General features: G+C 56.9%; 6 protein-coding genes and 1 CRISPR repeat array. Of the genes, 3 read left to right on the forward strand and 3 right to left on the reverse strand.

Annotated features, from left to right (window positions below; all coding sequences use genetic code 11):
• Positions 1-33 precede the first annotated feature (33 nt).
• The 3 genes from QB898_RS09900 to cas2 are packed head-to-tail and all read left to right on the forward strand — an operon-like array spanning position 34 to position 3,294.
• On the forward strand, positions 34-1,974 hold the full coding sequence (locus QB898_RS09900; protein WP_279524822.1) for an AAA family ATPase: 1,941 nt from the start codon (positions 34-36) through the stop codon (positions 1,972-1,974).
• Positions 1,971-2,984, forward strand: a complete 1,014-nt coding sequence (cas1c, locus tag QB898_RS09905) for a type I-C CRISPR-associated endonuclease Cas1c (protein WP_279524823.1) — start codon at positions 1,971-1,973, stop codon at positions 2,982-2,984. The genes QB898_RS09900 and cas1c overlap by 4 nt, the downstream gene beginning before the upstream one ends.
• A gap of 16 nt (positions 2,985-3,000) precedes the next feature.
• Positions 3,001-3,294 (forward strand): CRISPR-associated endonuclease Cas2, encoded by a 294-nt coding sequence (gene cas2, locus QB898_RS09910; protein ID WP_102283908.1) that lies wholly within the window; start codon positions 3,001-3,003, stop codon positions 3,292-3,294.
• Between the two features lie 196 nt (positions 3,295-3,490).
• Positions 3,491-8,113: direct repeats of the CRISPR family, unit length 32 nt; unit sequence GCAGCCGCCTTCGGGCGGCTGTGTGTTGAAAC.
• A 755-nt stretch (positions 8,114-8,868) separates the two neighbouring features.
• Here cas2 and QB898_RS09915 read toward each other — a convergent pair.
• From QB898_RS09915 to QB898_RS09925, 3 genes are all read right to left on the reverse strand, one after another.
• Positions 8,869-9,156 carry an integration host factor subunit beta gene (locus QB898_RS09915; protein WP_050714739.1) on the reverse strand — a complete coding sequence of 96 codons (288 nt, stop codon included), beginning with the start codon at positions 9,154-9,156 and terminating at the stop codon, positions 8,869-8,871.
• A gap of 122 nt (positions 9,157-9,278) precedes the next feature.
• A complete protein-coding gene (gene rpsA, locus QB898_RS09920; protein ID WP_050714740.1) occupies positions 9,279-10,958 on the reverse strand; it encodes a 30S ribosomal protein S1 in 1,680 nt (559 codons plus the stop codon).
• 150 nt (positions 10,959-11,108) lie between these two features.
• Positions 11,109-13,118, reverse strand: a complete 2,010-nt coding sequence (locus tag QB898_RS09925; RefSeq protein WP_279524824.1) for a bifunctional 3-phosphoshikimate 1-carboxyvinyltransferase/cytidylate kinase — start codon at positions 13,116-13,118, stop codon at positions 11,109-11,111.

Below are 13,118 nucleotides of genomic sequence, written 5' to 3' on the forward strand. Positions count from 1 at the left end.
TTTTGATTAATATTAACCATAGGCATTTTTATCATGTATCTTCAAAATATTTACATTGAAAATATGGGCGCTATTGAAAAATTTAAATTAACCCATTCTCAATTATTCACTAGTGATAATACCCCTAAACCTATTATTCTTGTCGGCAAAAATGGCTCAGGAAAAACAACGTTGCTTTCAAGCATTGTTGATGCTTTGTATGAATTATCAAATGATTGTTTTTCTGATGTGTTGCCAAAATCAGGCATGGGGTATAAATATTTTAAGTTGTCTGGAAGTAGGAACATTCGAGTTCATAATGATTTTGCTTTTTCATATGTTAATTTTTCTAAAAAAGAAGGTTTCTACGAGTATCTAGATAAAAACGGTAATATTTCTATAGAGGAAATTAAGTTAAAATTTAATTGCTTGAATATTCTTCATGATATCCCTAATACAGACAAGAATTTTAAATATGCAAGTAAAACTAATGAAGATATTGATTTTAAGAATGATTTTTTAATTAATTCATATTGTTATTTCCCATCTGATAGATATGAACTACCATATTGGATAAACAAAGGAGCCATTGAAATTTCTGAACAATTTTCTGATGAGTTAGGTTTTGCTAATTATTTAGATAAAGATATTCTTATAAGAAAATCATTAAATCAGGTAAAAAATTGGATTTTAGATGTTTTTCTAGATTCAAAGGTTAGTATATATTCAAATGATAAAGGCCTGCATGTAAAAGAGTCTGAAAATATAGGTAATGCTATTGCTTTATCTCAATCAATTAGAAACATTGAAGAAATAATTTCAAATATCGTTCAGAGAAAGATAAGCATACAATTAAATTATAGAGGTATTGGCCAATCGCGGATAAAGCTATTTGATTTAGAAAATCAATGTGAGTTTGTACCATCATTAGATAATTTATCTGCAGGACAAAGTACATTATTGGGAATTTTTTGCACAATTATTCAATATTCAGATCGTACGAATTTAAATAAAAGCATTCATTTACAAGATATTGAAGGAATCGTAATTATTGATGAGGTGGATCTACATCTTCATATTGAATTACAACATGATGTTTTACCAAATCTCATTAAGTTATTCCCTAAAGTACAGTTTATCATTACAACACATTCTCCATTCTTTTTGGCGGGAATATCTAAAACTTTTTATAAAGATGATATTTTGATTATTAACATGCCAAATGGGATTGAGATTCAGTCTATTGATGATTTTTCTGAGTTTACTAAAGCTTACTATTTGTTCACCAATGTGACGAATGACTATAAAACTGAATTAGACAAATTGAAAGCAACTATTGAGTCTTCAAATAAGCCACTTATCCTTACAGAAGGAAAAACAGATTGGAAGCATTTAAAATCTGCAAAAAGGTCTTTAGAAAATTATAATGGCTTAGATATAGATTTCTTAGAATATGAAGATAATGTGAAAATGGGATCTGACCCTTTAAGTAAAATGATTGAATCAATAAAAAATATTCCTAATAATAGAAAGATCATTGCCATATTTGATAGAGATGAAGATTTAATTTTAAATAAATATGGGGAAGAACCATTTAAATATTTAGGTAATAATGTGTATGCTTTTTGTATTCCCAAGGTTAGTAATAATTTAGATCAAATATCTATTGAATATTACTATTCAGAAGAAAATTTAAAAACACTTGATAAGCAAGGGAGAAGATTATTTTGTGGTTCTGAATTCCATACATCAGGAAATAGTATTGATAATGGATACCAAACTAAAGAGAAAAATAAAGCAGGTAAAAGAGTAATTATTGATTCTAATGTATTTTGTGATACTGATAGAGCACAAGAAAATTCTGTTGCATTATCGAAAAATAATTTTGCTGAAAATATTTTGAATATGGAGGAAGGTTTTCAACATTTTGATTTTTCTAATTTTTCCAAAATATTTGATGTAGTTAGAATGATCATTAATCATGAATCGTTATGAGAAAACTGCAAAACACGCTCTACATCACCACCCAAGGCAGTTATCTGCATAAGGAGCGGGAGACGTTGGTGGTGGAGCAGGAACGTAAGAAGGTGGCGCAGTTGCCGGTGCATTCCATCGGGCATATTTTCTGTTTTGGCAATGTGTTGGTGTCGCCGTTTTTGTTGGGGTTTTGCGGCGAGAATAATGTGAATTTGGCGTTTTTTACGGAAAATGGGCGTTTCTTGGGGCGGCTTCAGGGGCGGCAGAGTGGTAATGTGCTGCTGCGTCGGGCGCAGTATCGGATGTCGGAGCAAAATCCCGTGCCGATTGCGCGCAATATCATTGCGGCGAAGATTCAGGCGGGCAAGCGGGTGCTTCAGCGACAGATTCGCAATTATGGTGAGAATGCGGCGATTCAAAGTGCGGTCGATTCGTTGAATATTTCGCTGCGGCAGTTGAAGGGCGCGGCGGAGCTGGACGTGGTGCGCGGCATTGAGGGCGATGCGGCGGCGCGGTATTTCAGCGTGTTCGGGCAGCTTTTGAGCGAAAAAAGCGGCTTTTCTTTTGACGGGCGCAACCGCCGTCCACCCAGGGATGGGGTGAACGCGCTGTTGTCATTTGTGTACAGCATTCTGGGCAAAGACATCAGCGGCGCCCTGCAAGGCGTGGGGCTGGATCCGCAGGTGGGCTTTCTGCACGCCGACCGGCCGGGGCGCGACAGTTTGGCGCAGGATATTTTGGAAGAATTCCGTGCGTGGTGGGCGGACAGGTTGGTGTTGTCGCTGATTAACCGAGGGCAAATCAAACTGCAGGATTTTGTTACCGAGGCAAGCGGCGCGGTGAGCTTAAAAGCCGATGCGCGTAAGCTGTTGTTTCAAGCCTTGCAAGCGAAAAAGCAGGAGAAAATTGTGCATCCGTTTTTGGGTGAAGAAGTGGAAATCGGATTGCTGCCGTATATTCAGGCAATGCTGTTGGCGCGCCATTTGCGTGGGGATCTGGCGGGATATCCGCCATTTTTGATGAGGTGATGCGCGGAAAACTTTCATGTTGATATTGATTACTTATGACATTTCCTTTGAGGATCCGCAAGGCCCGGTCCGGCTGCGCAGGATAGCGAAATTGTGCCAAGATTATGGCGTGCGTGTGCAGTTCTCTGTTTTTGAATGTGATATATCGCCCGATCAATGGGTGAAGCTAAAAATCGGGTTGCTTGATGTTTTCAACCCAGCAGTTGACAGCTTGCGCTTCTACTATCTAGGCAGCAAATGGCGGGGCAAGGTAGAACATTATGGAGCTCGGCCAGCGGTGGACGTGTTTAGGAGCACGCTGATTATTTAGTGATCGCTGATGGCTTGCTCCCATGAAAACACTGGCAGGTTAGCGAACGCTTCGGTTTTTCAACTATTAAGACGAATTTCCGCAGTTTGTATGGTGCGAGGACGACCGCTATACTTCCCTAACTCCCTGGGAATCGGATAGGTCAGCGAAAGGTGGCTTCTAATTGTCTGATTTTTAAAGAGTTTTCAAGTAGGGAGCAGCCGCCTTCGGGCGGCTGTGTGTTGAAACTGCTGCTGCGGAAGAAATGATTGTTGCAAGGCAAGCAGCCGCCTTCGGGCGGCTGTGTGTTGAAACGTGCTGCCCACGCTTGTGCCCGCATTTGCTCCCGGGCAGCCGCCTTCGGGCGGCTGTGTGTTGAAACTTATCTCAATCAGATTTTCACAGCCGGGCACAATAGGCAGCCGCCTTCGGGCGGCTGTGTGTTGAAACGTCGCTCGCCGAAACGTGGGAAGAAGAAGGCAGCGGCAGCCGCCTTCGGGCGGCTGTGTGTTGAAACAGTGCGTACCGGCGCATCTGCGCGACCACCTCATGCAGCCGCCTTCGGGCGGCTGTGTGTTGAAACAATTGCGGCAGCAAATCCCGCTAGGGAGCCGGAAGCAGCCGCCTTCGGGCGGCTGTGTGTTGAAACAAGAAAATCAACACTTTGGACAAGGGGTTTGGATGCAGCCGCCTTCGGGCGGCTGTGTGTTGAAACACACACAGCCCGCTGTGTTACGCAAGCTGAAACGCAGCCGCCTTCGGGCGGCTGTGTGTTGAAACGCGGCAGTGGTCTTTGTCCCACCAAAAAAGGCGGGCAGCCGCCTTCGGGCGGCTGTGTGTTGAAACACGCCCAATACGTCAGCGAGCGCGAAGCTGATGGGCAGCCGCCTTCGGGCGGCTGTGTGTTGAAACAGGGTGGCTTCGCCCTCTTTTTCGGCGGAGCCAACAGCAGCCGCCTTCGGGCGGCTGTGTGTTGAAACCACGCCCGCCCGGAAAAGCCCTCTTCGCCGCCGAAGCAGCCGCCTTCGGGCGGCTGTGTGTTGAAACGCCTGTGGTTTACGGCCAAGGGCGCCAACGGCGTGGCAGCCGCCTTCGGGCGGCTGTGTGTTGAAACGTCTTTAAACGCCATGTAAGCGGCCGTGAGGCCGCAGCCGCCTTCGGGCGGCTGTGTGTTGAAACCACGCGGTGTAGTTGGGCGTGGGGGCGGCGGCGGCCGCAGCCGCCTTCGGGCGGCTGTGTGTTGAAACGTCTTGCGCGATGGGGCGCTCGCGCTCGATGTAGAGCAGCCGCCTTCGGGCGGCTGTGTGTTGAAACAAATCAACCATCCATTTAGGACAAGTACCACTATTGGCAGCCGCCTTCGGGCGGCTGTGTGTTGAAACATCACGGCGTATCTGTGACCGAGACGCTGGACGGGCAGCCGCCTTCGGGCGGCTGTGTGTTGAAACTCTGTGCAGCTTGCCTTGTGTTGTTGCTGGCCGCAGCAGCCGCCTTCGGGCGGCTGTGTGTTGAAACAGCTCCGCAAGCGAGTCCACGGCATACCGGCATTGGCAGCCGCCTTCGGGCGGCTGTGTGTTGAAACAGCATGCCCGGCCTCCCGCCCACGCAATCAGCGCCGGCAGCCGCCTTCGGGCGGCTGTGTGTTGAAACTTTTCGCGTGGGCCGCGCGCGCCGGCGCGGTGCCGCAGCCGCCTTCGGGCGGCTGTGTGTTGAAACCGGCTCCTGGCCCATATCCTCAATCAGCATCGCCGCAGCCGCCTTCGGGCGGCTGTGTGTTGAAACAGCGGCGTGCTGCCACTCGACGCCCTGACGCTCCGCAGCCGCCTTCGGGCGGCTGTGTGTTGAAACCTTAAAACGCTTCGCAAAATTGCAGGCGCAGGACGCAGCCGCCTTCGGGCGGCTGTGTGTTGAAACCCACAGCGCCCAGCGGGCGCCGCAGTGCTGCTTGGCAGCCGCCTTCGGGCGGCTGTGTGTTGAAACGTATCGGGCGGTATGCGTGATGTCCGCCTTGGCGCGCAGCCGCCTTCGGGCGGCTGTGTGTTGAAACATCCAGCGCTTCGTAACGGGTTTTGTTCGAGCGGGCAGCCGCCTTCGGGCGGCTGTGTGTTGAAACCGCCCCCGCGCCCGTGTGGGTGGACATGGCGGGGCAGCCGCCTTCGGGCGGCTGTGTGTTGAAACCGCGCCGCGTTTTTCGGGCGGGGTGCAGAGGCGGGCAGCCGCCTTCGGGCGGCTGTGTGTTGAAACCGCCCCCGCGCCCGTGTGGCTGGACATGGCGGGGGCGGCAGCCGCCTTCGGGCGGCTGTGTGTTGAAACGGCAAATCGCTATCCATGCGCCCCGCCGCATGGATGCAGCCGCCTTCGGGCGGCTGTGTGTTGAAACGACCCCAATCACGAAGCCGACGCGGCCATGATGCGCAGCCGCCTTCGGGCGGCTGTGTGTTGAAACTTGCTTGCTTGCCTTGGCTTGTCCTTTGTCCACTGGCAGCCGCCTTCGGGCGGCTGTGTGTTGAAACACGCGGGTGCCGGGCGGGATGGTGATGAGGGCGGCAGCCGCCTTCGGGCGGCTGTGTGTTGAAACCTGATTTCGACCTCAAAACGAACCCACTTGCTACCGCAGCCGCCTTCGGGCGGCTGTGTGTTGAAACTCCTTATTGAATGCATCCATAATCAACCGGTGAAGCAGCCGCCTTCGGGCGGCTGTGTGTTGAAACGCGCATCGGCGGGCGTGGGGGTGTATGACTCGCCGCGCGCAGCCGCCTTCGGGCGGCTGTGTGTTGAAACGCGCAGGGTCTGGATACCGAGCCAGCAGGCAGCGGGCAGCCGCCTTCGGGCGGCTGTGTGTTGAAACGATGAGTTTGTCCAGGTAGTGCCTGGCTTTTTGCGCAGCCGCCTTCGGGCGGCTGTGTGTTGAAACGATGCCGTTCGCAAGCTCGTTGTAACCCAGCACGCAGCCGCCTTCGGGCGGCTGTGTGTTGAAACAACGCAAGGTCTGCAAACCGTGGACGAGGACGGCGAGCAGCCGCCTTCGGGCGGCTGTGTGTTGAAACAACGGCTTGCTAACTTTGCAGCTTTGGCCTAGGGCGCAGCCGCCTTCGGGCGGCTGTGTGTTGAAACGTGTACGCGGCACATGGCAAAGGTGCGAGGGGCGCAGCCGCCTTCGGGCGGCTGTGTGTTGAAACAGATAAGGATAAATACCTAGCCGCCGCCGAGCGAGCAGCCGCCTTCGGGCGGCTGTGTGTTGAAACAGGCGCTGGGTCAGGCGCTTGATCAGGCGCGTGAGCGCAGCCGCCTTCGGGCGGCTGTGTGTTGAAACGCGCCGCACACTGGCCGCATGCCGGAAGACCCCGCAGCCGCCTTCGGGCGGCTGTGTGTTGAAACTACCGTCCGCGCCAGGCCTGGCCACAAACTGAAGCAGCCGCCTTCGGGCGGCTGTGTGTTGAAACGAGCGCATCCTGGCCGCCATCAAGGCCGACGTAGGCAGCCGCCTTCGGGCGGCTGTGTGTTGAAACTGCAAAGCATCAAAGCCGAAATCGTGCGCCTGCTGGCAGCCGCCTTCGGGCGGCTGTGTGTTGAAACACGGCAGTGCTGGGCGCGGGCGGCGAAAGCGTGAGCAGCCGCCTTCGGGCGGCTGTGTGTTGAAACTGATCACGCTCGTATTGCTGGGGATTGGGCTGTCTGGCAGCCGCCTTCGGGCGGCTGTGTGTTGAAACCGAAAAAGTCTTTGTCGATGCTCGCGGGCCGCTGGGCAGCCGCCTTCGGGCGGCTGTGTGTTGAAACTGTGCAGTTGCGAAAACTGCCACGGCCGCTGCGAGCAGCCGCCTTCGGGCGGCTGTGTGTTGAAACCGCGCGCTGGTGGACGGCCTTGATCTGACCACGGGCAGCCGCCTTCGGGCGGCTGTGTGTTGAAACAATCTCAAGGTTTTGCAAAATGTTTCGCGGATAAGGCAGCCGCCTTCGGGCGGCTGTGTGTTGAAACCGCCCCAGCGGGCTGTGGAGGTGAGGGCAACGGTGGCAGCCGCCTTCGGGCGGCTGTGTGTTGAAACTTGCTCGTCATAATCTTCCTTCCTTTCCCAGTCCGCAGCCGCCTTCGGGCGGCTGTGTGTTGAAACTCGTCAAAAGGTCACTCGCCAACAACGACATGTATGCAGCCGCCTTCGGGCGGCTGTGTGTTGAAACCAACCACGCATCCAGCTCGCGCACCAGCCAGCCGCAGCCGCCTTCGGGCGGCTGTGTGTTGAAACTATGTGCATAGAAAGGCGTTGTTGCCTTATGGCGGCAGCCGCCTTCGGGCGGCTGTGTGTTGAAACAATTTGCGCGCAGTGGCCGGGCAGGCGCTGGCGCCAGGCAGCCGCCTTCGGGCGGCTGTGTGTTGAAACCACGGCCATGCCCGCCAGCGAGCGCAGCGCCCGCGGCAGCCGCCTTCGGGCGGCTGTGTGTTGAAACGCCGGCACGGGCGAAGCCTATTTAGTGGGGCTGGCGCAGCCGCCTTCGGGCGGCTGTGTGTTGAAACGACAACGCATGGGTCAGCGACAACGCATGGGTCGCAGCCGCCTTCGGGCGGCTGTGTGTTGAAACCGTGCCCCAAAAATGAGTCTGATCCCACTGCCCCGGCAGCCGCCTTCGGGCGGCTGTGTGTTGAAACATGGTGGTGGGCCGCGCGGCGCTGGCGCTCATGGGCAGCCGCCTTCGGGCGGCTGTGTGTTGAAACCTTGAAGATGCCCATGAAAAACGGTTATGCAGGGGCAGCCGCCTTCGGGCGGCTGTGTGTTGAAACCGGATTCTGCGAAAGTAACCGCAACCCCGGATAAGCAGCCGCCTTCGGGCGGCTGTGTGTAAAAAAGAGAATCAAATGAACTAAATCTGCCTAAACGCGCGAGATTTTGGCGGCGGTATATTAACAGTCGGCGATTCGATGGATAAATGACCGGATTTATACGATAAAGCCGATTCGTTTTGAATCAATACCGTGCAATGAACTGGGCGGCAAGATTTCGGCGGGCAAGGTCAGCAGAGCTGATGAGATACAAGATCGTTGTCGTTATATTCGATAATTAAACGCTGATATCTTCGAATGTTATTCTCTCTTTTTCCGCTCTGCGTAAATTCAAAGCCAGCATGACGATGAATCTAGACAAGGATTTGGGCGAAATCATTTCCAGGCTTCCAGAAATCTTTCTTCGTCATTTAAACAAGGCTGCTGTACCATTGGTTATGACCATTAAAAACTAAGCTATTTCTGCCGCCGACGTTAGCGCGACATGGTGCATTCAGCCCGCATCCAAAAACAGGGGAAGTCAGGGCTTGGCAGACCAACCTGTTCATACACTTTGAACGCTTGCAAGTCATCTTGCCAATGGCGGCGATGCGTGCGGGTATGGCAATGTTCAACTGGAACGCACGTGATCAAACGCCATGAGCAGCGCATGGCTCCAGGGTACTAACAAGCGCTGGAGGAGAGGACTTTGACCCAACTGGGCAGAGGCAGATGAGGTCAGCGTGTGGCACCCAACTGAATGCAGCCGTCAAGATTGCCTGCATCCGGCGCTTGTTTAAGTGCTTGGCTTGATTTGAAGGCGGGTTTTGAAAACCCGGCAATCAGGAGCGGCTGGCATCCACTGCGTCGCGCAGGGCTTTGCCGGGCTTGAAGTGGGGCACCCGGCGTTCGGGAATGGCAACGCTCTGGCCAGTGCGGGGGTTGCGGCCCAGGCGCGGGTTGCGGCGCGTCACGCCAAAGCTGCCAAAGCCGCGAATTTCGATGCGCTGGCCCTGTTCCAGGGCGTCGCTCATGGCTTGCAGCAAGGCGCGAGCGGCGGCATCCGCGTCTTTCTGGGTGAGCCGGGGAAAGCGCTCGGCCAGCAGTTCAACAAGATCGGAGCGGGTCATGGTGGCGTTTTTCTGGTTGTTGTTTCGGCATGCCTGAATGGAAAACCGCCGCCTGGGCAGCTGCCACGCCCGGAGGGCATGACGGCGCCAGCAGGCGGCGGCGGGGCAGCGGTCCGGGCCGGTCAGGACTTGTCGCTGTCGAGCTTGGCGCGCAGCAAGGCGCCCAGGCTGGTGGTGCCAGCGTGGCCTGCGTCCTGGTTCAGGCTGGCCAGGGCTTCCTGCTGGTCGGCCGCGTCTTTGGCCTTGACGGACAGCTGGATGCTGCGATTCTTGCGGTCGATGTTGGTCACCACGGCGGTGACTTCGTCACCCACTTTCAGCACGGTGGTGGCGTCGTCCACGCGGTCGCGGCTGATTTCGCTGGCGCGCAGGTAGCCGGTCACGTCTTCGCCCAGTTCGATTTCAGCGCCCTTAGCGTCCACGCTCTTGACCTTGCCGGTGACGGTCTGGCCTTTTTCATTCACGGAAACGAAGGTGGTGAAGGGGTCCTGGTCAAGCTGCTTGATGCCCAGGGAGATGCGCTCGCGCTCCACGTCCACGGCCAGCACGATGGCTTCCACTTCCTGGCCTTTCTTGTAGTTGCGCACGGCGGTTTCGCCCGGCTCGTTCCAGGAAAGGTCGGACAGGTGCACAAGGCCATCTATGCCGGAAGACAAGCCGACGAACACGCCAAAGTCGGTGATGGACTTGACAGGGCCTTTGACACGGTCGCCGCGCTTGGTGTTCTGCGCGAATTCCTGCCAGGGGTTGGGCTTGCACTGCTTCATGCCCAGGCTGATGCGGCGCTTGTCTTCGTCGATTTCAAGCACCATGACTTCGGCTTCTTCGCCCAGGCTGACCACCTTGCCGGGTGCCACGTTCTTGTTGGTCCAGTCCATTTCGGAGACGTGAACCAGGCCCTCGATGCCCGGCTCCAGCTCCACGAACGCGCCGTAGTCGGCAATGTTGGTCACGCGGCCAAACATGCGGGTGCCGGCGGGGTAGCGGCGCGCCACGCCCAGCCACGGGTCGTCGCCCATTTGCTTGATGCCCAGCGAGACACGGTTTTTCTCGGTGTCAAACTTGAGAATCTTGGCGGTGATTTCCTGGCCGGCCTGCACCACTTCGCTGGGGTGGCGCACGCGGCGCCAAGCCATGTCGGTGATGTGCAGCAGGCCGTCAATGCCGCCCAGGTCAACGAACGCGCCGTATTCGGTGATGTTCTTGACCACGCCTTGCACGATGGCGCCTTCCTTCAGGGTTTCGAGCAGCTTGGCGCGGTCTTCGCCCATGCTGGCTTCCACCACGGCGCGGCGGCTGAGCACTACGTTGTTGCGTTTACGGTCGAGCTTGATGACCTTGAACTCCATCGTCTTGTTTTCATACGGAGTGAGGTCCTTGGTGGGGCGCGTGTCAATCAGCGAGCCGGGCAGGAAGGCGCGGATGCCATTGACCATGACGGTAAGGCCGCCCTTGACCTTGCCCGTGGTGGTGCCGGTGACGAAGTCGCCCGATTCAAGCGCCTGTTCCAGCGCCAGCCAGGAGGCCAGGCGCTTGGCAGTGTCGCGGCTGAGGATGGTGTCGCCATAGCCGTTTTCGATGGAACCGATGGCTACCGAGACAAAGTCGCCCGGCTGCACTTCAACTTCGCCCTGGTCGTTTTTGAATTCGTCAATGGGCACGTAGGCCTCTGACTTCAAACCGGCGTTCACGACCACGAAGTTGTGCTCCACGCGCACGACTTCGGCGGTGATGACTTCGCCAGAGCGCATTTCGGTGCGCTGGAGCGACTCTTCAAACAGGGCGGCAAAAGATTCAGACATTAAAGATGCTTTCTTGGACGCGGCAGCGCTGGAAAAAAGCGCGCTGCGTCCGGGTTTGCGGGCTGGCCCGCAAGAGGTTGAGGTTGAAAAAAACCGCCAGCGCCTTGCAGCGCCAGCGGAGCTTGCGGCGGCCTTGCTGGCCTTGCGGGGCTAGAAAGGCTGCCTGTCCTGCCACCAGTCCAGCACCTGCTGCACCGATTGCTCGATGCTCAAGCAGGAGTTGTCCAGCGCCAGGGCGTCTTGCGCGGCTTTGAGCGGCGCGGCGGCGCGGGAAGCATCCCGCGCGTCGCGCGCCTGAAGGTCGTCGCGAAGGCGGGCGATGTTAGCCGAAATTCCCTTTGCGGCCAATTGCTTGTAGCGGCGCTCGGCCCGCGTTTCGGCGCTGGCCGTGAGAAAAACTTTCAGCGGCGCATCGGCAAACACCACCGTGCCCATGTCGCGCCCGTCGGCCACCAGCCCCGGCAAGCGGGCCATGCCGCGCTGCAAGTTAAGCAAGGCGGCTCGCACGGCAGGCAGCGGCGCCAGGGCCGAGGCATCCATGCCCGTTTGCTCGCTGCGCAGGGCTTCGCTCACATCGCGCCCGTCCAGCCAAACGCGGCCCGCTTCAAAGCGCAAAGGCAGCGCGGCGGCCAGGCGGGCCAGCGCCGCCTCGTCATCCAGCGCCACACCGGCCTGGCGCGCGGCCAGCGCCGTGGCGCGATACAGCGCGCCAGAGTCCAGGTAATGCCAGCCCAGCCGCGCCGCCAGCGCCGCCGCCAGCGTGCCCTTGCCGGAAGCCGTGGGGCCGTCTATGCAAATCACGGGCACGGCGCGTGCGGGCCGCGCGGCGGCAAACAGCGTCTCGAAATAGTCCGGAAACGTCTTGGCCACGCACTTCGGGTCTTGCACGCGCACAGGCAGCGCGGCGGGGTTGAAAGCCGCCAGGCTCGCGCACATGGCCATGCGGTGATCGTCATAAGTGCAAATGCTCGCCGCGCGCCAGCCGCCCGCCAGCGCCGGGGGCGTGATGCGGATGAAATCGGCCCCCTCCTCCACCGCCGCGCCCAGCTTGCGCAGCTCGGCCGTCATGGCGGCAATACGGTCGGTTTCCTTCACGCGCCAGCTCGCAATGTTGCGCAGCGTGCTGGGGCCATCGGCATACAGCGCCATCATGGCCAGCGTCATCGCCGCATCGGGAATGTGGTTGCAGTCCAGATCAACCGCCTTCAGCGGCCAGGCCCCGCGCCGTGCGCGCAGCCAGCCGCTGCCGCCTTGCACATCCGCGCCCATCAGGCGGGCCGCCTCCACAAAGCGAATGTCGCCCTGCACCGCATCCAGCCCCAGCCCTTCAATCACAAGACCCTCGCCGCCCTCCGGCGCCGACAGCGCCCCCGCCGCAATGAAATAACTGGCCGAAGACGCATCCGCTTCCACCAGCACTTCACCCGGCGACTGATAGCGGCTGCCTTCGGGAATGACAAAACGCTCCCACCCCTGCCGCTGCACCGCCACGCCAAAGCGCTCCAGCAGCGCCAGCGTGATGTGGATGTAAGGCCGCGAAATCAGCTCGCCCTCCACCTGCACCGTCACCTCGCGCTCACGCGCGGCCAGCGGCAGCGCCAACAGCAGCGCCGTCAGAAACTGGCTGGAAACATCGCCGCGCACCCGCACCGGCGCATCCAGCGCCAGCGGCGGCACGCCCGCCGCTTCGGCAATGCGCAGCGGCGGAAAACCCGGCTGCCCCAGCTCCTCAATGCGGCACCCCAGCCGCCGCAGCGCCGCCACCAAATCGCCAATGGGCCGCTCGTGCATGCGCGCCACGCCCGACAGCTCATGCTCGCCGCCCAGCAGCGCCAGCGCCGCCGTCAGCGGCCGCATCGCCGTGCCCGCATTGCCCAGAAAAAGCCGCGTGGGCGACGCCGGCGCCCGCCCGCCCAGCCCCTCAATCAGCACCTCATCAGCCCGGCCATCGGCGCGGCGCACGCCGCAGCCCATCTGCGCCAGCGCCTGCAACATCACCCGCGTGTCGTCGCTATCGAGCAGGCCGCGCACCCGCGTCGCGCCCTCGCTCAAGGCCGCCAGCAGCAGCACGCGGTTGGAAATGCTCTTGGAGCCAGGCAGCCGCACCCGCCCCTGCACGGCGCGCAAGGCGGGAACATCCAGAAATTCAGTGGTGAACAT

It is taken from the genome of Ottowia cancrivicina (assembly GCF_029813755.1).
Lineage (GTDB): Bacteria > Pseudomonadota > Gammaproteobacteria > Burkholderiales > Burkholderiaceae_C > Ottowia > Ottowia massiliensis.